The following is a 25,718-nucleotide window of genomic DNA, read 5'->3' as shown; positions in this document are numbered from 1 at the left end:
GTTATGCACAGCGGGACGCGAGCGACGGGCTATTCGGCCCCTCTCTGAAGCGTTTTCCAAGTAATTGATTTTAAAAGGGAAAAAAGTCCGGTTTTGAGGCTGTTCGGGATGCTTGCAAGCCGAAACAGACTGCTTTCCCCTAATTAATTTTCCCTTTTCCACAAAGTTATCCACAAAAACTGTGGATACTTGTCCCGACGTGGGAATGGCGCCGCCATCGGGTACAATGGCCGCTCCCGTTTTCACCCAGTCGCCAGTGCCCTCCCCACATTGCATCTTGCAGATCGCGCTAGACACGCCGCTGAACGCCGTGTTCGATTACCGTTGGCCGTGCGCGCCGGAAGCCAGGCCGCAGGTGGGCCAACTGGCCCTGGTGCCTTTCGCCAGGCGCGAGGTAGTGGGCCTGATCGTGGCGGTCCACGAGCACACCGAGGTGCCGGCCGATAAATTGAAGGATGCGCTGGCCGTGCGCACCCAGCTGGCGCCGCTGTCGCCGCAATGGCTGGCGCTGGCCGGTTTCGCCGCCGATTACTACCAGCGTCCGCTGGGCGAGGTGGCGCTGCCCGGCCTGCCCAGGAATGCCCGCACCGCCACCACGGTGGCGCTGGACCGGGCCCTGAAGAAGCTGGCCAAGCTGGAAGACAGCCACGACCCGGCCCCCGCCAACATGCCGGTGCTGAACGCGGCCCAGCAGCAGGCCGCCGACGCCATCGGCGGCGCCCGGGGGTTCGCGCCCACGCTGCTGTATGGCGTGACCGGCAGCGGCAAGACAGAGGTCTACCTGCAAGCCTGCGCCCAGGTGCTGGCGCGCGAGCCGGACGGCCAGATCCTGATCCTGGTCCCGGAGATCAACCTCACGCCCCAGCTGGAGGGCAATATCCGCGCGCGTTTCCCCGGCGTGATGCTGGCCACCCTGCACAGCAGCCTGTCCGAGGGTGAACGCATGCTGCACTGGCTGGCCGCGCACCAGGGCCGCGCCCGCATCGTGCTGGGCACGCGGCTGGCCATCCTGTCCTCGCTGCCCCAGTTGAAACTGATCGTCATCGACGAGGAGCACGATCCCTCCTACAAGCAGCAGGAAGGCTTGCGCTATTCGGCGCGCGACCTGGCCGTGTGGCGCGCCTGGCAGCTGTCCATCCCCATCGTGCTGGGTTCGGCCACGCCGTCGCTGGAAACCTGGCACCACGCCAGCTCGGGGCGCTACCGCAAGCTGGAGCTGCGCGAGCGCGCCGTGCGCAACGCCGTGCTGCCGCGCGTGCGCCTGCTGGACATGGAACGCGACAAGCCCAAGGACGGCCTGACCTCGCAACTGGTGGCGGCCCTCAAGCTGCGCATGGAGCGTGGCGAACAATCGCTGCTGTTCCTGAACCGGCGCGGTTATGCGCCCGTGATCTGCTGCGAGTCCTGCGGCTGGATCAGCAACTGCACCCGCTGCACCTCCTTCATGGTGCTGCACAAGCCGGAGCACCGGCTGCGCTGCCACCACTGCAGCCTGGAGCTACGCATCCCGCGCCATTGCCCGACCTGCGGCAATGTCGACCTGCAGCCGCTGGGACGCGGCACCCAGCGCGTGGAGGAGGGGCTGCAAGCGATGTTCCCGGAGGCGCGCATCCTGCGCATTGACGCCGACTCCACGCGCCGCAAGGGCAGCGCCCAGGCCGCGTTCGATACCGTGCACCGGGGCGAGGTCGACATCCTGGTCGGCACCCAGATGGTGGCCAAGGGCCATGACTTCAAACGCCTGACCCTGGTGGGAATCTTGAATCCCGATACGGCGCTGTTCTCGCAGGACTACCGCGCCAGCGAGCGCCTGTTCGCGCAGCTGATGCAGGTGGCCGGCCGCGCCGGACGGGCCGGGCAGAGCGAGGGCGGCTCCCCCAGCGAGGTGCTGATACAGACCCGCTATCCGCAGCACCCGCTGTATGGCGCGGTGGTCAACCATGATTACGACCACTTTGCCAGCGCCCTGCTGGAAGAGCGCGAGCAGGCCGCGCTGCCGCCTTACTTGTTCCAGGCCATGCTGCGCGCCGAGGCGCCGGAGCTGTCCATGGCCATCGAGTTCCTGTCGCAGGCGCGCGATTGCGTGCAGCATCCCGGCATCACCATCAACGATCCGATTCCCATGAGCCTGACGCGGGTGCATAACGTGGACCGCGCGCAGCTGCTGGTGGAGTCGTCCTCGCGCCCGGCGCTGCAGGCTTTCCTCAAGCAGTGGATGGCCAGGCTGCGCGAAACCCGCGTCAGCCGCGTCAAGTGGTCGCTGGAAGTCGATCCGCTCGATATTTAGAGTAAATAGCGGCGCGCCGTGGCCAGCACTTGTTCCGACAGGGCCTGGGTGAAGGGCGTCTCCAGCGGCCACGCATGCCATTCCAGCGCTACATCCACCGGATGCGCGGGCGCCAGTTCCACCAGCTTGCCGCTGGACAGGGCGCCGACCACCTGGGCCATGGGCATCAAGCCATAGGCCAGGCTGCCGTAGATGCATTCGCTGGTGGCGGCCGACAGCGGCATGCGGTGGCGCGGATGGCCGCCTTGCACGCCCAGCGCCTCGCGCAGCAGGCGCGCCATGGCGGCCGGGTCGCTGACCACGGAGGGGGCCAGCGCCACCGCCTCGGCCGAGAAGCCGTCGCCGAACCAGCGTGCCGCGAAAGCGGGCGTGGCCACGCACACGTGGCGCATGGCGCCCAGCGGCGTGACACGGATGGCGCCGCGCCATGCAGGGGCGGCGCCGATGGAGACCGCTCCGGCGCAGGTATCCGCCACGCCGGCGCCTTGCTCGTCCACGCCGTCATCGTCCACCCCGTCATCGTCCACCCCGTCATCGTCCAGGCACCTGTCGTCCGTGCCATCCGCAGCCGCCGCCACGGCCCCGAACACGGCGCCCGAGCGCAGCAGCCGCAGCGCCTCGGCGCGGGGAGCGGCCTGCAGCGCCAGCTGGCAGCGCGGCGGCGACAGCAGCGGGTGCAAGCAGAGGGGGAACCAGGTCGCCAGGCTGGCCGCCTCCACCGCCAGGGCGATGTGGGGCAGGCTGACCGGCCGTCCCAGGTCGATGTCCAGCGACGCTTCCATCAGCCGGACGCCGCGCTGGTGGGCTATCAGGCGCTGGCCCAGCCGGGTGGCCACGGCCGGCGGACCGGGGAGGATCAGCAGCCGGCCGCAGGCGTCTTCCAGGGACTGGATGGCGTGCGCCACGTCCTGCACGCCCAGGCCCAGCGCCCGCGCGGCCTGTTCCACGCCGCCGTGGGTGGCGACGGCGTCCAGGATGGCCAGTGCGCGGTAGTCCAAGGCTTCCATAGGGTCCCGATATCAATAAATTCCAAAATGCAATCCTAAGCTGGTTTTGCCCCGAAGTAAAACCCAGAAAAAGGTTACCATGCGCGTGTTGATTTGCAGCAGAGAAAACGGAGAACGCATGAACACCCTGCACACTGAGGTGGCCGTGATCGGGGCCGGCACCGCCGGCCTGACGGCTTACCGCGCCGCCCGCGCACAAGGCAAGCATACGCTGCTCATCGAAAGCGGGCCGTACGGCACTACCTGCGCCCGGGTCGGTTGCATGCCCAGCAAGCTGCTGATCGCGGCGGCCGAGGCCGCCCATGGGCTGGCGGCGGCGCCTGCCTTCGGCGTGCATCCGGGTGAGATCCGCATCGATGGCGCGGCCGTGATGGCGCGCGTGCGCAGCGAACGCGACCGCTTTGTCGGCTTCGTGCTGGAGGGCGTGGACGAGATTCCCGCCGAGGACAAGATACGCGGCCATGCCCGCTTCATTGGACCGAATCGCCTGCAGGTGGACGAGCACACCGTGATCGAGGCCCAGCGCGTGGTGATCGCCACCGGCTCCTCGCCGGTGGTGCCGGCGGAGTGGAAGACGGCCGGTCCGCGCGTGATCACCAGCGACGCCGTGTTCGACTGGACCGATTTGCCGCGCTCGGTGGCGGTGGTGGGCGCCGGTGTGATCGGCCTGGAGCTGGGCCAGGCCCTGCACCGTCTGGCCGTCAAGGTCACCATTTACGCGCGCGGCGGCAGCGTGGCCCAGCTCAGCGACCCGGTGCTGCTGGAGGTGGCGCGCAAGGCGCTGTCGCAGGAACTCGATATCCGCTTCCAGACCCCGGTGGCCTCTGTGACGCACGAGGACGACGGGGTGCTGGTCGGCAGCGTGGGCGCCGACGGCCACGCCACCAGCGAGCGCTACGACTACCTGCTGGTGACCATGGGCCGCAGCCCGAATGTGGACAAGATCGGCCTGGAGCACACCGGGCTGGCGCTGGACCGCGCCGGCGTACCGCTGTACGACAGCCGCACCATGCAGTGCGGCCAGAGCCACATCTTCATTGCCGGCGACGCCGACGACGAACGCCCGCTGCTGCCGGAAGCGGCCGACCAGGGCCGCATCGCGGGCGACAACGCGGCGCGCTATCCCAAGGTGCAGCCGGGATTGCGCCGCACGCCGCTGGGCATCGCCTTCTGCGAACCGCAGATCGCCACGGCCGGCGTCAGCTACCGCGAGCTGGGCGACAGCCACGGCGAGCATTTCGCCATCGGCAAGGTATCATTTGAAAACCAGGGCCGCAGCCGGGTCATGCTGCAGAACCAGGGAATGCTGCGTGTGTACGGCGAGTATGGCACCGGCCGTTTCCTCGGAGCCGAGATGATAGGGCCGCGCGCCGAGCACATCGGCCATTTGCTGGCCTGGGCCCGCCAGGCCGGGCTGACCGTGGCGGCCATGCTGGACATGCCCTTCTACCATCCGGTGGTGGAGGAGGGCTTGCGCACCGCCCTGCGCGACCTGGCGCACCAGCTGGCCAACGAGCCGGTGGGCCAGCATCCCTGCGTGGACTGCACGCCGGCGCCTTAGTTGAGCACGGCATCCAGCCGTCCCGAGGACGCCAGTTCGCGCATCATGCCCACCGTGTCGATGTCCGATTCCTTGTAGGCCGAGCGGCGGATGTCGTTGTACATGGCGTTGGCGGCGTCGGTGGCTTCGTCGTTGCCATCGTCATAGCGGAAACGCACGTACAGCCGGCCTTCGCCATGGTCCTCGATGGACATGACCAGGCTGGAGGCGCTGATGTCCTGCTGGGCCGCGATGTCGTAGCGCACCTCGCGCATGGGGTCCAGCACTACCTTGTCCTCGATTACCACCTGGCCGTAGCGCAGGCGGCGGCTGAAGCCGGCCGTGTGGCGGTCGAAAATATCGGCCTCGTCCAGGTAGGGCACGAACAGCTTGGGCGACTCGGCGCGCAGCACCAGGCCGCGCCACACCTGCTCGTGGCTGAGGGCGTCCATCAGCGGGTTGAGCGGGTCGTTGATTTCAATCAGATGTTCAAATTTCATGGTTGTACCCTGTATAAGCTGGGGCGCGCGGCGCCTGTAAGCCATGGTAACGCATACGCGCCGCCATGCTGTCTACCGGAGGATATGGGGACGGCTGGCGCTGTTACAATGAGCGGCTGTGTTTCTCCTCTCTAAACGATGTCCCACGTCCCCCAATTCGGCCTGAATGTCCCGCAAAGCCAGGCGGTCACCTACCTGGACGGCCCCTGCCTGGTGCTGGCCGGCGCCGGCTCGGGCAAGACGCGCGTGATCACCCAGAAGATCGCCCACCTGATCGAGGACCGCGGCTACGACCCGCGCAGCATCGCCGCCCTGACCTTCACCAACAAGGCCGCGCTGGAGATGCAGGAGCGGATCGCCAAGCTGCTCAAGCAGCCCAAGCAGGCCAAGCAGCTGACCGTGTCCACCTTCCATTCGCTGGGCGTGAGGATACTGCGCCAGGAAGCCAACGGCGTCGGCCTCAAGGACCGCTTCTCCATCATGGACAGCGACGACTGCGGCTCGCTGATACAGGACATGGCGCTGACCACCGACAAGCAGGTGGTGCGCGCCATCCAGACCGAGATTTCGCTGTGGAAGAACGGCCTGGTCGATCCCGACACGGCCCTCCACAACGCCAAGGACGAGGACCAGGCCATGGCGGCGCGTGTCTACCGCAGCTATGTGGCCACCCTGTCGGCCTACCAGGCGGTCGATTTCGACGACTTGATACGCCTGCCGGTGGTGCTGTTCCGCGATAACGAGGCCATCCGCGACAAATGGCAGCGGCGCCTGCGCTACCTGCTGATGGACGAGTACCAGGACACCAACACCTGCCAGTACGAGCTGGTCAAGCTGATGGTGACCGGCATCGGCAAGAAGCCCATGTTCACCGCCGTGGGCGACGACGACCAGGCCATCTACGCCTGGCGCGGCGCCTCGGTCGAGAACCTGAAAACCCTGCAGACCGATTTCCCCGACCTGAAGGTGATCAAGCTGGAGCAGAACTACCGCTCCACCACGCGCATCCTGCAGGCCGCCAACGCGGTGATCGGCAACAATCCCAAGCTGTTCGAGAAATCGCTGTGGTCGGAGCACGGCCTGGGCGAGCCGATCAAGGTGATGAGCATGCCCAACGACGAGCAGGAGGCCGACCAGGTGGCCATCATGATCTCGGCGGCGCGCTTCGAGCGCAAGAACAAGTGGTCGGACTACGCCATCCTGTACCGGGGCAACCACCAGGCCCGCATCATCGAGCAGGCGCTGCGCAAGGAGCGCATCCCGTACACCATCTCGGGCGGGCAGAGCTTCTTCGACAAGGCCGAGATCAAGGACATCATTTCCTATCTGCGCCTGCTGGCCAACACCGACGACGACCCGGCCTTCATCCGCGCCGTGACCACGCCGCGCCGGGGCGTGGGCCAGTCCACCCTGGAGACCCTGGGCACCTTCTCCGGACAGTGGCAATGCTCGCTGTTCGAGGCCGTGTTCAAGGGCGGCATCGAAGGGCTGCTGAATGACCGCCAGTTGAATCCCCTGCGCGAATTCTGCAACTTCATCAACAACCTGGAATCGCGCGCCTCGCGTCCCGGACCGTCCGGCAGCGGCGACAACGCGGCCGAGGTGCTGGACGACCTGCTGGAAGCGATCAACTACGAATCCTACCTGTACGACATGTTCGACGAGCGCGCGGCCCAGGCCAAGTGGCAGAACGTGCTGGAATTCGTCAACTGGCTCAAGGACCGGGGGCGCGGCGGCAAGGATCGCGACGGCGAGGAAAAGAACGTGCTGGAGCTGACCCAGATGGTGGCCCTGATGTCCATGCTGGAAGGGCAGGACGAGGACCCGGACGCGGTGCGCATGTCGACCCTGCACGCCTCCAAGGGGCTGGAGTATCCGCACGTGTTCCTGGTCGGCTGCGAGGAAGGCATCCTGCCGCACAAGGGCGATCCGGACGCGCCGGCCGAGAGCATCGCGGCCAGGGTGCAGGAGGAGCGGCGCCTGATGTATGTGGGGATCACGCGCGCCCAGCGCACCCTGACCATCAGCTGGTGCAAGAAGCGCAAGCGCGCCGGCGAACAGGTGCACTGCGACCCCTCGCGCTTCATCAAGGAGATGCAGCTGGACGAAGGCACGGCGCCGCCGATGGAATCGGAAGTGCTGTCGCCCAAGGAGCGCCTGGCGCGTATGAAGGAATTGCTGGCCACGCCCAAGCCGCCGGCGGCGGGCTAGAATGCCGGCTTTGCAGCAGGAGTCCCCATGAGTATAGAAGACCGCTTCATCGACATCGAAATCAAGCTGGCCCACCAGGAAGACCTGGTGGAGTCGCTCAACCAGCGCATCTACGAGCAGCAACAGCAGATCGACAAGCTGGAGCTGCTGTGCGCCACCCTGGCCCAGCGCCTGCGCGACCAGCAGCACAACGGCCAGGCCCCCATCAACGAACGCCCGCCGCACTACTGATACGCGATGCCCGGCGCCGATGACGCAACTCTCCTTCGATACGCAGGCGCTGGACGAGGCGCGCGGTTTCAACCGCAGGCTGGCATTGCTGCCACGCTTCAAGGTGCGCAACCGTTACACGCCGCTGCTGGTGCAGTCCCTGCTGAAGATGTCGCAAGTGGGCGGCGGACGCAATTTGGCGCGGCAGGGCGTCACGGTGGAGCGGCGCGTGGTGGCGACTGGAGGCGTGCGGGTGCCGGTGAGGATACTGCGGCCGCCCGGGGAGGTGCGCGGCGTGGTGCTGGATTTTCACGGCGGCGGCTGGGTGATCGGCAATGCGCAAATGGACGATCCGCAGAACGCCGCGCTGGCGCTGGCCTGCCAGGTGGCGGTGGTGTCGGTCGACTACCGGCTGGCGGTGTTCATCCCCATCCAGGGCATCATGGACGACTGCCTGGCTGCCGCGCGCTGGCTGCTGGACAGCGAAGAACCGGTCCTGGCCGGCCTGCCCGTGATCGTGGTGGGCGAGTCGGCCGGCGGACACCTGGCAGCGGCGACCTTGCTGCGCCTGAAGGCCTGGCCGGAGCTGTTGCGGCGCGTGCGCGGCGCGGTCCTGTATTACGGGGTCTACGATCTGGCCGGCACGGCCAGCGTGCGCCAGGCCGGCGCCGATACCCTGGTGCTGGACGGTCCGGGCATGGTGGAAGGGCTGCGGCTACTCACGCCCGGCATGAGCGATGAGCAGCGCCGCCAGCCGCCTTTGTCGCCCTTGTACGGCGACTGGACCGGCATGCCGCCGGCGCTGCTGTTCGCGGGCGAACTCGATCCGCTGCGCGACGATACGGTGGAACTGGCGCAGCGCTGGGGCCGCTGCGCCGAGGTGGAGGTGCAACTGCCGCCCGAAGCGCCGCACGGCTTCATCCGCTTCCCGCTCCGCATGGCCCGGCAGGTGCTGGCCCATAGCCATGCGTGGATACTGCGTAAGCTCTAGCCCTGTGGGTTGGCATGTCTTCCTGGTTGACGCAGCAAGTAGCAGGACATCATGTCCGGGGCATCGGCCTGGTAGCCGCTTTCCTTATCGCGGCGATAGCTTTGCTCTTGTCCGTAAGCGGTGATCTCCCAGCCTGCATTCGGACTCATGGATTTATCGTGAGTAAGGAACAGTATGCGATAGCGGCATGCCGGCGGTGCTTGCAACAAACGGTATGTGCGCCGTTCGTTACCGCCATCGTTGCCTTGTTCCAGCAGTTCATCAGGCACGGAAGCGCAGGTGCTGAAGGGCGTGACCCAGGAAATAGCCGCCTGCCGGATGATCAATTCGCCAGAGCATGCACGGCCGGTACCATGAAAGCGCTCTGTCAACTCAGGGCCGGCAGCTTGTGTCCAGCCACTGGCCAGGGCCAAGGTCCAGATCAGGCCGCGCATAGCCATGTGCGTCTCCTTCATGGGGTAGTCAGGTCAGGCACATTGATGCTAGCGCCCCTGCAAAAAAGTAAATTGGGTAGGGATAAATGAATGCCTCGTCCGCTGCGCTTATAATCGCTGCAACCTGATTGCTGATTGGAAAGTCTGCATGCACGACCACATCATTGCCTTATCCTGTCCCGCCGCTGGCCTCCACAAGGTGTGCGCATGAGCGCCCTGCCGCCCTCGCAGCTGTATGCCCGCGTGCTGGCGCTGGCCAACCTGGGCTTGATCGTGCTCGACACCAGCCAGCGCATCGTGCTGTGGAACCAGTGGATGTCCAGCCATTCGGGACTTTCGGCCAGCCGGGTGCAGGGCAATGAGCTGTTCGAACTGTTTTCCGAGCTGGCCGGACAGCGCCTGGAGCAGGCCGTGCACAGCGCCCTGGTGAGCAACCTGCCGACCCAGCTGCCGCAGGCGCTCAACCGCAGCCCCTTCCCGCTGTTTCCGGCCGGGACCTGGGGCGGCGAGCGCATCGAACAAGCGGTGTCGGTGACGCCTTTCACCGAGGGCAAGGAACGCTATTGCCTGATCGAGGTCAGCGATGTCAGCAACACGGTCGGACGCGAGCGCCTGCTGCGCGGCCAGGCCGAGGCGCTGCGCGCGCAATCCTATGTGGATGGCTTGACCGGCATCGCCAACCGGCGCCACTTCGACGTCGCCCTGGATCGTGAACTGCGCCGGGCACAGCGCAACGGCAATGCACTGTCGCTGCTGCTGATGGATATCGATTCCTTCAAGGCCTATAACGACCATTTCGGCCATCAGCAGGGTGACGCGTGCCTGAGCATGGTGGCGGAAGCCTTCGCCTCCATGCTGCAGCGTCCGGCCGACCTGGCGGCGCGCTATGGCGGCGAGGAATTCGCGGCGGTGCTGCCGGATACCACGGCCGAGCAGGCCGCCGTGCACGCGGAAGCGATACGCAACAAGATTGCCTCGCTGGCCATCACCCACGCGCCCAAGGCGGTGCGGCCGCACGTGACCATGTCGATAGGCGTGGCCAGCTTCCACAAGGAACGCCTGGCCGACGCCGAAACCCTGCTGGCCGCCGCCGACCGCTGCCTGTACGCCGCCAAGCATGCCGGCCGCGATTGCGTGATCGTGGACCGGATGCAGGAAGATGCCGCCTGACCGCTAGTCAGTGCTATGATGGTCTGACTACCGTTAGCCATGGGGGCATCATGCACACGTTCACGGTGGCGCAAGCCAAGGTTGAGTTGAGCCGTTTGATTGCGTTGGTGGAAGCAGGAGAACAGGTGACCATCACCCGGAGAGGGCAGGCAGTGGTCCGGCTGGTAAAAAGCGTCTCCCAACAGCAGCAGCTTCCCAGCCTGGCGCAACTGCGCGCCGGCATACCCAGGCAAGTCGAGCAGGCCGGCGAGTTCATGCGTAAATTAAGGGACAGCGATCGCTACTGATGCGTTATGTCGACACCAGCGTATTGGTGGCATATCTGACGCCTGAAGCAGGCCATGGCGGATGCAGCGAAAAAGTTGGGCATACCGATCGCATTGCTCAAGTTTTGATCCATCCGCAAGTTCGCTTTATTCCTGCTGAGGCAAACCGCTGACGGCGGCGGCCTTGGCGGTCCACGTGGCGCTGTCTGCGGCGCCGCTGGCGGGGATCTCTCCGCTGGCCAGTTTCTCGGCCAGCAGGCGGATGGCGCCGAAGTCGCCGCCGCGGGCAGCGCGGCGCAGGTACTTGGCGCCTTCGGCGTCGTCGCGCGGTACGCCGGCGCCGGCGAAGTAGAGGCGCGCCAGCGCCGCCTCAGCGCCCGGTTCGCGCTGCTCGGCCGCCTTGCGCAGCAGCCCGGCAGCCTGCGCCTCATCCTTCTCCACGCCGCGTCCCTGCAGGTATAAATTCGCCAGGCGCTCCTGCGCTTCGGATGAACCAGCCTCGGCGCCACGCCGGTATAGCGCGGCCGCCTCGGCGTAACTTTGCTCGACACCGCTGCCGGACTCGAACATCCGGCCCAGGCGATAGGCCGCGCCGGCGTCGCCCTGGTCGGCTGCCTTGCGGTACCAGATCGCCGCCTGCGACGGATCGCGCGCCACGCCCTGGCCGCTGTTGTACAGCGTAGCCAGCTTGGTTTGCGCCTGCACATGGCCTTGCTCGGCCGCCTTGCGGTACCAGGCCACGGCCTGCTCCACGTTCTTGGGCTGCTTGATGCCGTACATCAGGCTGTTGGCCAGGTCGTACTGTGCCTCCGCATAGCCTCGGGTGGCGGAGGCCTGCAGCAGCTTCAGGTAGCTGTCGGCGCTGGGCTGGATGCCGGTATTGCTGTTGAACATAAGGGCCAGCTTGTGCATGGCTGCCGGGTCGCCGGCGGCGGCGGCATCGCGGTATTGCTGGGCGGTGGCGATGGCTTGGGCCTTGGTTTCCTTGGAATCGATGCTCCACACATACTGCATCGGGGTCCAGCCGTTGACCGCCACGCCGTTCACGGTGCGCGGCTTGAACTTGCAGCGCTGTATGCTTTCCAGCGCCGCTTGGTCCAGCAGTGGAAAGCCGCTGGACTTCTTGACGAGGGCATCGAGTACCTGGCCGTCGTCGCCGATCAGGAAGGACAGGGTGACAGTGCCGGTCTGCTCCTTGCGCAGCGCTTCCTTCGGCCATTCCGGCCTGGCGCAGCTGTTGAAGTCCGCCACGGCGTTGGTGATGACAGGCGTCGTCGCCCACGCCGTATTCATCCCCATGGCTGCGCCCAAGGCGACGCCAGCCCATCCAAGATATTTCCGCTTGCCGCCCATGCCGTCTCCGTCTTGAAGTTATGTATTATGTAAGCCGAAATTCTATTGTTTAATCAACAATCTGTCTATCGTAACGAAGATCAAGTCATTCAGTTGCGTAAGATACGGGAGAGCCCAATGTCTGCTAAATCCATACGCGACCGCGTAGCGCGGCGCCAGCACCAGCATGACTTCATTGAGCGGGGCTTGGCAGCAGCAGAGGAAGCGCGCGCCAGCAGTAAATATGTCACGGCCCATGTCGTCATAAACCGTCTGAAACGCATGCTGGCCGACGCCAAAGGCCGCAAGTAACAATCTTCTCATGCGCGAACTGCTTATCCCTTTTGGCCGGGCAGGCTACGTCGCCTTGTATGAAATCGATGGCAAGGATACAGTGACCGTCCTCGCGGTACGGCACCAGCGGGAAGACGATTACCATTGAAAGGACAGGCATGGGCAAAGGCAGGCTGGAAGCATTCAGCGACGGCGTGATCGCCATCATCATCACCATCATGGTGCTGGAACTGAAGGTGCCGCATGGCGACGACCTGGAGGCGCTGCGGCCGCTGTTGCCGGTCTTCCTCAGCTACGTGCTGAGCTTCATCTACGTCGGCATCTACTGGAACAACCACCATCACCTGATGCACACCGTGACCCAGGTCACGGGCAGCGCGCTGTGGGCCAACCTGCACCTGCTGTTCTGGCTGTCGCTGGTGCCCTTCGTCACCGGCTGGGTGGGCGAGAACCACTTCGCCGCGCTGCCGGTGGCCTGCTACGGCCTGGTGCTGTTCATGTGCGGCACGTCCTTCATCGTGCTGTCGCACTGCATGAGCGGGCGCAACCAGGCCCTCAAGGCCGCCCTGGGCAAGGACCGCAAGGGCACGCTGTCCATGCTGCTGTACCTGGCCGGAGTCGGCCTGTCCTTCGTCCAGCCCTGGCTGGGCTTTGCGGTGTATGTGCTGGTGGCCATGATCTGGTTCATCCCCGACCGCCGCATGGAGAACACACATTAATTGACCGTTGTGCCGAAAAGGCGACAGATCCGACACAAAGCGATACAAGAACCATGGAATATTCAGTCTAACCTGCATAATTCCTAAGATGTGCAATGCAGCAATTTTTGCGGATGACGGGGCAAAACACGGCTGCTATGATCTTGCGGTTCCATGCTGCATTGTTGATTTGCCAGCATGCCCTTCGCTGTGTTTATCGAGAGAGATCCATGCCCCGTCCGCAACTGCTCATCATCGCCGCCAGCCTGGGCCTGGCGATGTCCCAGGTGGTGCTGGCCGCCCCCGTGGCGCCCGCCCTGCAAGGCAACCCCTTCGCCACGGTCAGCCCGCTGCCCTTCCATTACCCGGCCTTCGACAAGATCAAGGACGAGCACTTCAAGCCGGCCTTTGTCGAGGGCATGCGCATCCAGCTCCAGGAAATCGAGGCCATCGCCAACAATCCCAAGCCGGCCACGTTCGAGAACACCATCGTGGCGATGGAAAAATCGGGCCAGCTGCTGACCCGGGTGCAGACCACCTTCGGCAACCTGCAGGGCGCCAACACCAATGACAAGCTGGACGAGATCGACCGCGAGATGTCGCCCAAGCTGGCCGCCCACGGCGACGCCATCTACCTCAACGAAAAGCTGTACGCGCGCGTCAAATCGCTGTACGACCAGCGCGACAAGCTGAAGCTGGACCCCGAATCCAGACACCTGCTGGAACGCTACCACACCGACTTCGTGCGCGCCGGCGCCCGGCTGTCGGCCGCCGACAAGGACAAGCTGAAAGCCATCAACGGCGCCATCGCCACCCTGCAAACGACGTTCACCCAGTACGTGCTGAAGGAAACCAATGCCTCGGCCCTGGTGGTGGACACGCGCGAGGAACTGGCCGGCATGAGCGAGGCCGCCATCCAGGCCGCCGCCGAAGCGGCCAAGGCGCGCGGCCTGGAAGGCAAGTACGCGGTGGCCGTGGTCAACACCAGCGGCCAGCCGCCGCTGGCCGTGCTGACCAACCGCGCCGTGCGCGAGAAGCTGATGGCGCTGTCGCTGGCGCGCGGCAGCCATGGCGGCGAATTCGACAACCGCGAGGTGGTGCTGAAGATCGCCAAGGCGCGCGCTGAAAAGGCCACCCTGCTGGGCTACGCCAACTTCGCCGCCTACTCGCTGGAAGACCAGACCGCGCATGACACCACGGCCGTCAACAAGCTGCTGGGCGAGCTGGCCAAGCCGGCCGTCAACAACGCGAAAAAGGAAGCAGCCGACCTGCAAGCCGTGGTCGATGCCGAGAAGGGCGGCTTCCAGGTCGGCGCCGCCGACTGGGCCATGTACAGCGACAAGGTGCGCGCCCAGCGCTACGCCTTCGACGAGAACCAGCTCAAGCCCTACTTTGAACTGAACAACGTGCTGGTGAACGGCGTGTTCTATGCCGCCACCAAGCTGTATGGCATCACCTTCAAGGAGCGCAAGGACCTGCCGGTGTACAACCCGGACGTGCGCACCTTCGATGTGTTCGACGCCAACGGCAAGCAGCTGGCCATCTTCATCGCCGACATGTACGCCCGCTCCAACAAGCAGGGCGGCGCGTGGATGAACGAGTACGTGTCGCAGTCGGCGCTGATGGGCACCCACTCGGTGGTGGCCAACCACCTGAACATCCCGAAACCGCCAGCCGGCGAGCCTACTCTGCTGACCTACGATGAAGTCAAGACCGCCTTCCACGAGTTCGGCCACGCCCTGCACGGCATGTTCTCCAACGTGAAGTATCCGCGCTTCTCCGGCACCAGCGTGCCGCGCGACTTCGTCGAGTATCCGTCCCAGGTCAACGAGATGTGGGCCGTGTGGCCGGAAGTGCTGGCCAACTACGCCAAACATTACCAGACCGGCGCGCCCATGCCCAAGGAATTGCTGGACAAGGTGATCGCCTCCAAGAAGTTCAACCAGGGCTTCCTCACCACCGAATACCTGGCCGCCTCGCTGCTGGACCAGCGCTGGCACCAGCTGGCCCCGGCCCAGGTGCCGACCGACGTGCTGGCCTTTGAAGCGGCTTCGCTGAAGGACATGGGCGTGGACTTCGCGCCGGTGCCGCCGCGCTACCGCACCACCTATTTCTCGCACAGCTTCTCGGGCGGCTATTCGGCCGGCTACTACGCCTACCTGTGGAGCGAGAAACTGGATGCCGACACCGTCGAGTGGTTCAAGGAAAACGGCGGCCTGCAGCGCAAGAACGGCGACTGGTTCCGTACCAAGCTGCTGTCGCGCGGTGGCACCGACGACGCCATGAATTTGTTCCGCAACTTCCGTGGCCGCGATCCGGTCATCGAACCGCTGCTGGAACGCCGCGGCCTGAAATAATCCATACCGTTTATACCAAGCTATACCAAGATCAAGAGAGAGTACATGAACCGCCACATCTTCCTCGCCGTCGCCGCCATCTGCAGCGCTTCCGCCATGGCCGCCGAACCGGCTTCCCTGCTGCCGGCCTCGAATCCGTTCGCCCAGGTCAGCCCGCTGCCGCTGCACTATCCGCCGTTCGACAAGATCAAGAACGAGGACTACGCGCCCGCCTTCGCCGAAGGCATGCGCCAGCACGCCGCCGAGATCGAGGCCATCGCCAACAATCCCAAGCCGGCCACGTTTGAGAACACCATCGTGGCCATGGAAAAATCCGGCCAGCTGCTGGGCCGCGTGTCGGCCGTGTTCGGCAACCTGTCGGGCGCCAACACCAATCCCGACTTCGAAAAGCTGGAGCGCGAACTGGGTCCCAAGCAGGCCGCCCACGGCGACGCCATCCGTCTCAATCCCAAGCTGTTCGCCCGCATCAAGTCGCTGTACGACAAGCGCAACAAGCTGGGCCTGGACACCGAATCCAGGTACCTGCTGGAGCGCTACTACAATGACTTCGTGCGCGCCGGCGCCCAGCTGTCGGACGCCGACAAGGAAAAGCTGAAAGCCTACAACGCCGAACTGGCCAAGCTGACCACCGCCTTCAGCCAGAACGTGCTCAAGGAAGCCAACGCCTCGGCCCTGATCGTCGACACCCGCGCCGAACTGGCCGGCATGTCCGACCAGGCCATCGCCGCCGCCGCCAAGGCTGCCGCCGCGCGCGGCCTGGAAGGCAAGTTCGCCATCCCGGTGGTCAACACCACCGGCCAGGCCAACCTGGCGGTGCTGACCAACCGCGCCGTGCGTGAGAAGCTGATGGCGCTGTCGCTGGCGCGCGGCAGCCATGGCGGTGAATTCGACAACCGCGAGGTGGTGCTGAAGATCGCCAAGGTGCGCGCCGAGAAGGCTGCCCTGCTGGGCTACCCGAGCTTTGCCGCGTATTCGCTGTCGGAGCAGACCGCGCGCGACACCACCGCCGTCAACAAGCTGCTGGCCGAATTCGCCAAGCCGGCGGTGGCCAACGCCAAGAAAGAGGCGGCCGAGATCCAGCAAGTCATCGATGCCGAACAAGGCGGCTTCCAGGTCGCGTCCTGGGACTGGTCGTTCTACAGCGACAAGGTGCGCGAACAGCGCTACGCCTTCGACCAGAACCAGCTGCGCCCCTACTTTGAACTCAACAGCGTGCTGCAGAACGGTGTGTTCTACGCCGCCAACAAGGAATACGGCCTGACCTTCAAGGAGCGCAAGGACCTGCCGGTGTACAACCCGGACGTGCGCACCTTCGATGTGTTCGACGCCAACGGCAAGCAGCTGGCCATCTTCATCATGGATTACTATGCGCGCGCCAACAAGCGCGGCGGCGCCTGGATGAATTCCTATGTGTCGCAATCGGCGCTGACCGGCTACAAGCCGGTGGTGGCCAACCACCTGAACATCCCCAAGCCGGCCGATGGCGAGCCCACCCTGCTGACCTATGACGAAGTGCGCACCGCCTTCCACGAGTTCGGCCATGCGCTGCACTACATGTTCGCCGACATCAAGTACCCGCGCCTGGCGCGCGTGCCGCGCGACTTCGTGGAATTCCCGTCGCAGGTGAACGAGATGTGGATGGCCGAGCCGCAGGTGCTGGCCAACTACGCCAAGCATTACCAGACCGGCGCGCCCATGCCGAAAGAGCTGCTGGACAAGGTGGTCGCATCGAAGAAATTCAATGAAGGCTTCCGCACCACCGAGTACCTGGCCGCCTCCATCCTGGACCAGAAATGGCACCAGCTGGGCGTGAACCAGATCCCGACCGACGTGCTGGGCTTCGAGGCTGCCGCGCTAAAGGAAGCCGGGGTTGATTTCGCCCCGGTGCCGCCGCGCTACCGCACCACCTACTTCTCGCACGTGTTCTCGGGCGGCTATTCGGCCGGCTACTACGGCTACCTGTGGGCCGAGAAGCTCGATGCCGACACCGTCGAATGGTTTAACGAGCATGGCGGCCTGTCGCGCAAGAATGGCGACTACTTCCGCAAGATGCTGCTGTCCAAGGGCGGCACCATGGACGCGATGGAGATGTACCGCAAGTTCCGCGGCCGCGATGCGAAAATCGAGCCGCTGCTGGAACGCCGCGGCCTGACCGAGAAGTAAGCCGGCCCGCGCCCGCCGCCTGTCAGGGCGGCGGCGCCATCATGTCTATCTTATAATTATTTTTGTGTTCATCACTCATTTGAGGGTTGTTTAGTTCGCAACGGCGCTTCTAGACTGCCTGTATCCCATACAGGCTCTACTCATAAAAAGGATGATCATGAAACTGACAGCAGTGTTGTTGGGCATGGCAGCTTGCGCCACCCTTCCAGCTTGGGCGCAGAACACCTTGGTGTGCGACCGCTCCTATGGTATTCGCATCGACGTAGGCGGCACCAAGGGCGCCACCCTGTGTGGCTCCAAGGTGGATGACTTTCTCGATGGATTGGACAATTTCAATCTGAGCAACGCTTCCTATACCCAGACCTCGGCCGCCTCGCTACAGGCGCGCATGAATGACATCTCGATCCTGTTCAGCTACGACGCCAACTCCACTCGCCTGAAGTACAGTTTTCCCGAGTTGGGCCTAAGCGGCGCTTTTACCGGTCTCACCCGGGATGACTCCGAGCAGCAGTTCGTCGATTACATCAAGAAGACGGACATCCTGGGCCGCATCATCCATTACCAGGCCATGCATTCGGCCACCAGTCCTATCACGGGCGTCGGCGGTTCGATTCCTGTGGCTGGCCAGACCGATTTCGACACCTCGTTCGATACCGCCAGCCAGATTGCCAGTCCGCAAGGCGCGGCCGCTGGTGCGAGTGGGGGGAACAACAACCTGGTGGGGGTGGGCATCGGCTACGGCAGCTACCAGGTCGATGGCAGCGGCGACAAGGTCAAGACTACCTTGATCCCGCTGACCTACACGATACGAAACGATATCGATCCACGCCGCCAGCTGGTGCTGAGCGTACCGCTGACGGTGGTCAAGGTGGGCGACGCCATCAGCGTCAATGGAGGCTTTGGCCTTGCTTACCGCTTGCCGGTCAGCGACCGCTGGAGCCTGACACCGGGCGTCAAGTATTCACTCGTGGCCTCGCGCGACCGCGCCACCGTGTCGAGCGTAATGTCGGCCAGCCTGATGAGCACCTACGTGGTGCCGCTGGGCGGCCCTGCGCTGGCGATCGGTAACATGCTTGGCTACTATCGCACAGGCAAATTCTCCAGCGGCGACTATTCCTTCGATCCCGACGTCAAGCTGACCATGACCCGCAATGGACTGATGTACTCCACCCCGACCGATGCCTTTGGCGGCAAGATGGCGCTGGAGTGGTCGCTGATCGATACCCGCTATGTGGGCGACAAGCCTTTCCTCGACAGTAGCCAGGAACTGGGCGTGACCTTGGGGACCAACCGCGCGGCTGGCAATGCGCGCAGCTATACCCGCGCCGGCCTGAACTATTTCCGCAGCAAATCCACGCGCGGCGTGAATGTCAACGTCGGCTACTGGTTCTGATAAGGCTGCTCGCCGCGCCTTCGCCGTGCTGCTGGCCAGCCTGGCCTGCCTGGCGCCGGCCCGGGCCGATTCCGGTACCGAGCAGGTGGCACTGGCCGCCAGCGGCCGCTACGACCTGCTGGAACAGATGCTGGAAGCCCAGGCCGCACGCGCGCCGCTCGACGTGCGCGACCGCCATGCCCTGTGCTATGCCTATAGCCGCACCAAACGCTACGGGCCACTGCTGGCCTGCCTGGACCAGCTCGAGCAGGCACTGCGCCAGCCGGGCGACCACGCCACCCGTCTGTTCGCCCTCGATGATGCCACCCCGGCCCTGGGCGTGATGCGGGCCGAGGCCCAGATTGAACTGGGCCAATACCCGGAGGCTGCTGCCACCGCGCGCCGCACGCTGGACTGGCTCAAGGCTGAACGCAGCGACGACCTTGACATGGTGTTCAACAGCCAGGCGGCCCTCGCCATCGCCCAGGTGCTGGCCGGACAGCGCAGCGAAGCGCAGGAGTTGGCGGCGCAGCTGGCGCGGGCTGGTACGGGTCTGACCGGCGACTATGCGGGCGCGAGGACGCTGGCGCTGGCGCGCGTGCGCATGGCTTTGGGCGATTATGCTGGCGTATTGTCCGTGCTGGAGGGCGACAAGCAGTTTGGCGTCAACGTGTTCCTGGACCGCCTGTTCAGCGGGGGCTATTTCACTGGCGTCAACAACTGGGTCTGGGCGGAGTTGCCGCGCGCCTTCATGTTCAACAAAGCGTTACTGGAAACCGGCCGGGTGTCGGCCGCCAAGGCCGGCCTGGAGCGGCTGCTAGCGCTGCCGCAGGTACGCGCCAACGGCGAAATATATTGGCTGCTGTTGAATGAGCGCGGCCGCATTGCCGACCGCGAGCAGGATCTGGCTGGCGCACTGGACTGGTACCTTCAGGCGCTGGAGGTGGTTGAACAGCAGCGCGCCAGCATCGATACCGAGGCCAGCAAGATCGGTTTCGTCGGCGACAAGCAGGCGCTGTATCATCGGGCCGTGGATGCCGCGCTGGCGCTGGGCCGGACCGAGTCCGCCTACGAGTTGATGGAGCGTTCCAAGTCGAGGGCCCTGGTCGACCTGCTGGCCGGGCGCGGCGCCAGTCCAGTACTCCCGCAAAGCGCCGGAAGCGGACGCCTGCTGGCGGGATTCCAGGCATCGGCCGCGCAGGCCCATGTCCAGCTGCCGCTGGACATGGCGCGAGGTGGCGACGACCAACTGGCGGCCTGGCGAGACCAGGCACGCCAGCTGAAGGCCGGCGATCCGGCGCTGGCCTCGCTGGTCAGCGTGAACTCGCTATCCTTGCAGCAGGTGCGTGCCCATCTGCATGCCGATGAAGTGCTGGTTGAATACTACCTGAGCGGCCAGCAGCTGGTGCTGGTGGCCGTGGACGCCGGACGTCAGATAAGCGCCGTGGCCGATGGGGCAGGCCTGGAGGAGGAAGTGCGCCGCTTGCGCCAGTTGATAGAACAGCAGGACGGCGCCGCGCTGGCGGCCGGCCAGGCACTGTACCGCAAGCTGCTGGCGCCGGTTGCGGCCATGATCGCCGGCCGTCCCCTGCTGATCGTCCCGCACGGCGCGCTGCATTACCTGCCGTTCGGCGCCCTGCACGACGGCCAGGACTACCTGTTGGCGACGCATCAGCTGCGCTTCCTGCCCAGCGCCAGCGTGCAACACTACCTGCGGGCGCCGCGCGCGCAAGCGATCGACAACATCCTTATCTTCGGCAATCCAGACCTGGGGCGGGCAGCATGGGACCTGCCCAGTGCCGAGACCGAAGCCAGGCTGATTGCAGACCTGCTGCCGGTGCACCGCGTGGTCACCCGCAAAGCCGCGTCGGAGACCGAGTTCAAGCGCAACGCTGGCGCTTTCCGCTACCTGCACCTGGCGGTCCACGGCGAATTCAAGGGTGACGCGCCACTGGCCTCGCGCCTGATGCTGGCCGCGGACGGCGACAATGACGGTTCGCTGACCGTGGCCGAGGTATACGGCTTGCGGCTGGACGCTGAACTGGTCACGCTGTCCGCTTGCGAAACCGGGCTGAGCAGTGCTATGAGCGGCGACGACATGGTGGGGCTCGCGCGCGGCTTTCTGTACGCGGGCAGCAGCAATATCATCGCCAGTCTGTGGCCGGTGGATGACAAGGCCACGGCCGTGCTGATGACTGCGTTCTACCGCAACCTCAAGCGGGGCGAGAGCAAGGCCGCCGCCTTGCGCCACGCCCAGCAGGCATTGCAGGCCCGTTATCCGCAGCCAGTTTACTGGGCCGCGTTTTACCTGACCGGACACGGCGTTTGAATCACGGTATGAATCAATCGTAACTACTGTGGCCGTAAAGGAGCGCTACTGGTTTTGTGTCAAAATGTACTCGCCCCCGTAGCTATTTAAGGACGAGAAAAATGGAAAGTCATCTGAAGCATACGCTCAAGGATCTGCAGGCCCAGCTGGTCCATGCCGGTCCGGTGGATGAGGAGCTGAGAGAATTGCTGTTCCACCTGGACGGCGATATCCAGGCCCTGCTGGAACGCCGCCAGGCCGCCGAGCAGGCGGAAAGCACCACCTACGGCCTGGCCGAACGGGCCCAGGAGCTGTCGGCCAGGTTCGCCGCCCAGCATCCCACCCTGGAACCGGCGCTGCGCGAGCTGGGCCGCATCCTGTCCAACATGGGGATTTGAGAGTCATATAGCCAAGTTGTTGAAAACACTAAGGATTCTGTAGCGGCATTGCCCAAAAAATTGGCAGGGGACGAGCGTCCGGGGAGTGTTTCCGGTACAATGCTGTCCGATGAACTCCCCTACCAATTTATTCGCGGCCGTCCCCAAGCGGTCCGCGCGCGCTCCCGCTGCGCCTTTCCTTCCCATGTCCCGCGCCGAAATGGACGCCCTGGGCTGGGAGCAGTGCGACGTCATCCTCGTCACCGGCGACGCCTACATCGACCATCCCAGCTTCGGCATGGCCCTGGTGGGCCGGCTGCTGGAAGCCCAGGGCTATAAAGTCGGCATCATTGCCCAGCCGGACTGGCAGTCGGCCGACGCCTTCCGCGCCTTGGGCAAGCCGCGCCTTTACTACGGCGTCACGGCCGGCAACATGGACTCCATGGTCAACCGCTACACGGCCGACCGCAAGCCGCGCTCGGACGACGCCTACACGCCCAACGGCGAACCGAACAAGCGCCCCGACCGCGCCGTCTCCGTGTACGCCCAGCGCTGCCGCGAAGCGTTTCCCGGCACCCCGGTGGTGATCGGCTCGATCGAAGCCTCGCTGCGCCGCATCGCCCACTACGATTACTGGTCGGACAAGGTGCGCCGCTCGGTGCTGTTCGAGTCCAAGGCCGACATGCTGATCTTCGGTAACGCCGAACGCGCCCTGGTGGACCTGACCCGCCGCATGGCCGAGGGCGAGAACATCAAGAACATCCGCGACCTGCGCGGCACCGCCTTCCTGGTGCCGGGCGGCTGGATGCCCAGCGAGGAATGGGGCGTGCACAACAGCACCCGCGTGGACACCCCGGGCAAGATCGACAAGCATATCGATCCCTACCTGATGGTCACGCCCAACTCGCCCACCTGCGCCACCGACAATGGCGCGCCCAAGGCCGAGGGCCAGGCCGGCGAGGAAGTCAATCCGGCCATGGTCGAACCCAAGGCCGAGGTGGTCAAGCCCATCCGCATCATGAGCCGCGAGGAACGGCGCGCCATGGAAGCGGAAAAGCACCGCAAGACCGTGGTGCGCCTGCCTTCGTTCGAAACCGTCAGCACCGATCCGGTGATGTACGCGCACGCCTCGCGCGTGTTCCACCTCGAATCCAATCCTGGCAATGCGCGCGCCCTGGTGCAAGCCCATGGCGACCGCGACGTGTGGATGAATCCGCCCCCGCTGCCGCTGCGCATGGACGAGATGGACAATGTCTATGACCTCGAATACGCGCGCGCCCCGCACCCCAGCTACGGCAACGCCAACATCCCAGCCTGGGAAATGATACGGTTCTCGGTCAACATCATGCGCGGCTGCTTCGGCGGCTGCACCTTCTGCTCGATCACCGAGCACGAGGGCCGCATCATCCAGAGCCGCTCGGAGCCCTCCATCCTGCGCGAGATCGAGCACATCCGCGACAAGACCAAGGGCTTCACCGGCATCATTTCCGACCTGGGCGGCCCCACGGCGAACATGTACCGCCTGTCGTGCAAGGACCCGGAGATCGAGAAAACCTGCCGCCGCCTGTCCTGCGTGTACCCCTCGATCTGCGTCAACCTGGGTACCAACCACAATCCGCTGATCAAGCTGTACCGCAAGGCGCGCGCCATCCCCGGCGTGAAAAAGGTGCTGATACAGTCCGGCCTGCGCTACGACCTGGCCGTGCGCTCGCCCGAGTACGTCAAGGAACTGGTGACCCACCACGTGGGCGGCCTGCTGAAGATAGCGCCCGAGCACACGGAAACCAATGTGCTGAGCAAGATGATGAAGCCCGGCATAGGCGCCTATGACGAATTCAAGGCCATGTTCGAGAAGTATTCGCTGGAGGCGGGCAAGAAGCAGTACCTGATCCCCTACTTCATCGCGGCCCACCCGGGCGCCTCGGACGAGGACATGCTGAACCTGGCCCTGTGGCTGAAGAAGAACAACTTCCGCCTGGACCAGGTGCAGACCTTCATGCCGACCCCCATGGCCATGGCCAGCGCCATGTACCACTCGCGCAAGAATCCGCTGCACAAGGTGACCGACGATTCGGAAACCGTGGAAACGCCGCGCACGCTCAAGCAGCGCCAGGCCCACAAGGCGTTCCTGCGCTATTACGATCCGAAAAACTGGCCCATCCTGCGCGACACCCTGCGCCGCATGGGCAGGGGCGACCTGATCGGCACCGGCGAACGGCACCTGATCCCGCCGTATGTGGTGGGCGAGGAAAACTTCAAGCCCGCGCAGGGCAAGCGCGCCATGCCCATGCTGGCGCCGGGCGCCGACAAGCGCGGCGGCCAGCGCGGCGGCAAGGCCGCGCCGGTCATCGGTGGCCGTGGCAAGCCCAACGCCCTGACCGGCTCGCTGACGGCGCGCCAGGCCGTGGAGGACAAGGCCCGTCCCTCCATCCTGGACACCATCAAGGTGAAGAAGCCGGCCAAGCCGGCGGCGGCCGCTCCGCGCGGGCGCAAGTAAGCCGCCGGCCTGCCGGCTCGGCATGGGCTGCCGGCGGCAGCGACGGTGGCGGTGCGGCGGCCAGGGTGAGACGGCGTTCGCACGTCATTGCCGCCGGCATTCCATGCTGAGGATGCTGGCTGCGCGCCTCATGTTGTATTTCCACAATTGCCAGCCATTTCCAGGCCTGCTCCGCCGATGTGCGCCGCAGGCCCCGGGCTACACTGGCGGCATGCTGGCCTTTTGCCATGAACTGGAACAACATGAAAACACCCGCTTCCCGCGCCGCCCTGCTGCTGGCTCCCGTCTTCGCCCTCCTGGCTGCCTGCGGTGGCGGGGGCGGCGGCGATTCCGGCAGCACCAGCACGCCGACCGGTCCCACCCTCAAGAGCATCGCGCTCACGCCGGCCAATCCCACCATTTCCATCGGACTGTCGCAGCAAATGGTAGCCACCGGCACCTATAGCGACGGCAGCACCAACGCCCTGTCCACCGGCGTGACCTGGGCCGCCAAGACTGGCAACGCCAGCGTGGTCTACACCAGCGGCCTGGTCACTGGCGTGTCGATAGGCACCGACACCCTGACCGCCACCGTCGGCAGCGTGGTCGGCAGCACCACCCTGACCGTGCGCGCGCCGTGGACGGCCGGCATGGTGATCGCCGGCGGCAACCAGACCCTGGCCCGCAAGAACGACGGCAGCCTGTTTGCCTGGGGCTCCAACCTGCGCGGCCAGCTGGGCGACAGTACCACCACCGACCGCAACACCCCGACCGAAGTCAACGGCGCCAGCAAGCTGTGGAAGCAGGTCGCCGTGGGCGAGCAGTTCGTGGTCGCCCTGCGCAGCGACGGCACGCTGTGGACCTGGGGCTTCAACCAGAACGGCCGCCTGGGCGACGGCACCGTGGTCGACCACGCCACCCCGGCCAAGGTCGGCACCACGGCCAACTGGGTGTATGTGGCGGCCGGCAAGGCGCACGCCTTCGCCATCGACAAGACCGGCAATTTGTACGGCTGGGGCCGCAACTTCAACGGCCAGCTGGGCGACGGCACCGTGGTCGACAAGCTGCAACCCACCAAGATCGGCACCCTGACCACCTGGCTGGCGGTGTCGGCCGGCGACACCCACAGCCTGGGGCTGCTCAAGGATGGCAGCCTGTACGCCTGGGGCGGCAACGCCAGCGGCCAGATCGGCAATGCCGGCACCACCGACGTCACCACCCCGACCAAGATAGGCACCTCGACCTGGACCTCGATCTCGGCCGGCGCCATGCACTCGACCGCCATCCGCGCCGACGGCGCCCTGTACGCCTGGGGCGACAACAGCAGCGGCCAGGTGGGCGACGGCACCACCACCAACGCCACCTCGCCGCTGGCCATCGGCACCGCCAACAACTGGGCCGTGGTAGCGGCTGGCGGCCTGCACACCATGGCGGTCAGCAACAAGGGCGCGCTGTGGGGCTGGGGCTCGAACGCCTACGGCCAGCTGGGCAATGGCACCAGCGTCGACAGCGTGTCGCCGGTCCAGATCGGCACCGGCACCAACTGGGCCTATGTATCGGCCGGCACCTGGCACAGCTACGGGCAGCAGACCGACGGCACCGCCTGGGGCTTCGGGCGCGGGCTGGAGGGCCAGCTGGGACGCGGCGCCAATACCAACCAGCTGACCCCGGCCATGCTGCCCAACCAATAAAAGGTTACAGGCAGGTCACCGCCCCGCGCCCGAA

General features: G+C 65.3%; 20 protein-coding genes and 1 pseudogene. 16 read left to right on the top strand and 5 right to left on the bottom strand.

The features are described from left to right. The first annotated feature begins 226 nt into the window (after positions 1-226). Positions 227-2,287, top strand: a complete 2,061-nt coding sequence (locus tag ACLB1G_RS10520; protein WP_491627141.1) for a primosomal protein N' — start codon at positions 227-229, stop codon at positions 2,285-2,287. Here the strand turns inward: ACLB1G_RS10520 and ACLB1G_RS10515 are convergent. Further along, a complete protein-coding gene (locus tag ACLB1G_RS10515; RefSeq protein ID WP_491627140.1) occupies positions 2,284-3,294 on the bottom strand; it encodes a LysR family transcriptional regulator in 1,011 nt (336 codons plus the stop codon). The two genes, ACLB1G_RS10520 and ACLB1G_RS10515, sit on opposite strands and share 4 nt — an antisense overlap. A gap of 118 nt (positions 3,295-3,412) precedes the next feature. Between ACLB1G_RS10515 and ACLB1G_RS10510 the strand changes: the two genes are divergently transcribed. Beyond that, a complete protein-coding gene (locus tag ACLB1G_RS10510) occupies positions 3,413-4,855 on the top strand; it encodes a dihydrolipoyl dehydrogenase (protein WP_491627139.1) in 1,443 nt (480 codons plus the stop codon). Here the strand turns inward: ACLB1G_RS10510 and ACLB1G_RS10505 are convergent. After that, the gene (locus tag ACLB1G_RS10505) at positions 4,852-5,334 is read right to left on the bottom strand and encodes an SRPBCC family protein (RefSeq protein WP_491627138.1); all 483 of its coding nucleotides are present in this window, start codon (positions 5,332-5,334) and stop codon (positions 4,852-4,854) included. The genes ACLB1G_RS10510 and ACLB1G_RS10505 overlap by 4 nt on opposite strands. 138 nt (positions 5,335-5,472) lie before the next feature. Between ACLB1G_RS10505 and ACLB1G_RS10500 the strand changes: the two genes are divergently transcribed. From ACLB1G_RS10500 to ACLB1G_RS10490, 3 genes are read left to right on the top strand one after another with little or no spacing between them, the layout of a single operon-like run. Further along, a complete protein-coding gene (locus tag ACLB1G_RS10500; protein ID WP_491627137.1) occupies positions 5,473-7,545 on the top strand; it encodes a UvrD-helicase domain-containing protein in 2,073 nt (690 codons plus the stop codon). A 27-nt stretch (positions 7,546-7,572) separates the two neighbouring features. Further along, positions 7,573-7,776 (top strand): SlyX family protein, encoded by a 204-nt coding sequence (locus ACLB1G_RS10495; RefSeq protein WP_491627136.1) that lies wholly within the window; start codon positions 7,573-7,575, stop codon positions 7,774-7,776. Positions 7,777-7,795: 19 nt separating this feature from the next. Then, the gene (locus ACLB1G_RS10490) at positions 7,796-8,746 is read left to right on the top strand and encodes an alpha/beta hydrolase (RefSeq protein ID WP_491627135.1); all 951 of its coding nucleotides are present in this window, start codon (positions 7,796-7,798) and stop codon (positions 8,744-8,746) included. On the opposite strand, the gene ACLB1G_RS10485 is transcribed toward ACLB1G_RS10490, so the two are convergent. Then, entirely contained in the window at positions 8,743-9,186 is a 444-nt protein-coding gene (locus tag ACLB1G_RS10485; RefSeq protein WP_491627134.1) for a hypothetical protein, read from the bottom strand. The two genes, ACLB1G_RS10490 and ACLB1G_RS10485, sit on opposite strands and share 4 nt — an antisense overlap. Positions 9,187-9,387: 201 nt before the next feature. Here ACLB1G_RS10485 and ACLB1G_RS10480 point away from each other — a divergent pair, with 201 nt between their 5' ends. After that, positions 9,388-10,350 carry a diguanylate cyclase domain-containing protein gene (locus ACLB1G_RS10480; RefSeq protein ID WP_491627133.1) on the top strand — a complete coding sequence of 321 codons (963 nt, stop codon included), beginning with the start codon at positions 9,388-9,390 and terminating at the stop codon, positions 10,348-10,350. A gap of 50 nt (positions 10,351-10,400) precedes the next feature. Then, a complete protein-coding gene (locus ACLB1G_RS10475; protein ID WP_491627132.1) occupies positions 10,401-10,637 on the top strand; it encodes a type II toxin-antitoxin system Phd/YefM family antitoxin in 237 nt (78 codons plus the stop codon). Between the two features lie 126 nt (positions 10,638-10,763). Here ACLB1G_RS10475 and ACLB1G_RS10470 read toward each other — a convergent pair whose 3' ends face one another. Beyond that, positions 10,764-11,915, bottom strand: a complete 1,152-nt coding sequence (locus ACLB1G_RS10470; RefSeq protein WP_491627131.1) for a TonB family protein — start codon at positions 11,913-11,915, stop codon at positions 10,764-10,766. A 96-nt stretch (positions 11,916-12,011) separates the two neighbouring features. Beyond that, positions 12,012-12,272, bottom strand: a complete 261-nt coding sequence (locus ACLB1G_RS10465) for a hypothetical protein (protein WP_491627130.1) — start codon at positions 12,270-12,272, stop codon at positions 12,012-12,014. On the opposite strand from ACLB1G_RS10465, the pseudogene ACLB1G_RS10460 reads away from it, so the two are divergent. The 9 genes and pseudogenes from ACLB1G_RS10460 to ACLB1G_RS10420 all read left to right on the top strand — a co-directional run. After that, a pseudogene (locus tag ACLB1G_RS10460) lies at positions 12,271-12,390 on the top strand (type II toxin-antitoxin system RelE/ParE family toxin); the annotation flags it as partial. The gene ACLB1G_RS10465 and the pseudogene ACLB1G_RS10460 sit on opposite strands and share 2 nt — an antisense overlap. 10 nt (positions 12,391-12,400) lie before the next feature. Next, positions 12,401-12,961 (top strand): TMEM175 family protein, encoded by a 561-nt coding sequence (locus ACLB1G_RS10455; protein WP_491627129.1) that lies wholly within the window; start codon positions 12,401-12,403, stop codon positions 12,959-12,961. Positions 12,962-13,170: 209 nt separating this feature from the next. Next, complete coding sequence (locus ACLB1G_RS10450) at positions 13,171-15,297, top strand: M3 family metallopeptidase (protein ID WP_491627128.1); 2,127 nt, start codon at positions 13,171-13,173, stop codon at positions 15,295-15,297. Between the two features lie 45 nt (positions 15,298-15,342). Beyond that, the gene (locus ACLB1G_RS10445) at positions 15,343-17,460 is read left to right on the top strand and encodes a M3 family metallopeptidase (protein ID WP_491627127.1); all 2,118 of its coding nucleotides are present in this window, start codon (positions 15,343-15,345) and stop codon (positions 17,458-17,460) included. A 157-nt stretch (positions 17,461-17,617) separates the two neighbouring features. After that, positions 17,618-18,853, top strand: a complete 1,236-nt coding sequence (locus ACLB1G_RS10440; RefSeq protein WP_491627126.1) for a hypothetical protein — start codon at positions 17,618-17,620, stop codon at positions 18,851-18,853. Then, positions 18,828-21,161: a CHAT domain-containing protein gene (locus tag ACLB1G_RS10435; protein WP_491627125.1), complete on the top strand. Its 2,334-nt coding sequence runs from the start codon at positions 18,828-18,830 to the stop codon at positions 21,159-21,161. Before ACLB1G_RS10440 ends, ACLB1G_RS10435 begins: the two co-directional genes overlap by 26 nt. A gap of 101 nt (positions 21,162-21,262) precedes the next feature. Further along, positions 21,263-21,538, top strand: a complete 276-nt coding sequence (locus ACLB1G_RS10430) for a DUF4404 family protein (RefSeq protein ID WP_491627124.1) — start codon at positions 21,263-21,265, stop codon at positions 21,536-21,538. A gap of 184 nt (positions 21,539-21,722) precedes the next feature. Further along, positions 21,723-24,014, top strand: a complete 2,292-nt coding sequence (locus ACLB1G_RS10425) for a YgiQ family radical SAM protein (RefSeq protein ID WP_491627123.1) — start codon at positions 21,723-21,725, stop codon at positions 24,012-24,014. A gap of 242 nt (positions 24,015-24,256) precedes the next feature. Continuing rightward, complete coding sequence (locus ACLB1G_RS10420) at positions 24,257-25,684, top strand: RCC1 domain-containing protein (protein WP_491627122.1); 1,428 nt, start codon at positions 24,257-24,259, stop codon at positions 25,682-25,684. The last annotated feature ends 34 nt before the right edge of the window (positions 25,685-25,718 follow it).

Source organism: Duganella kummerowiae (assembly GCF_053572355.1).
The sequence above is the reverse complement of the archived record's forward strand: the minus strand, read 5'-3'. Positions and strand labels throughout refer to the sequence as shown.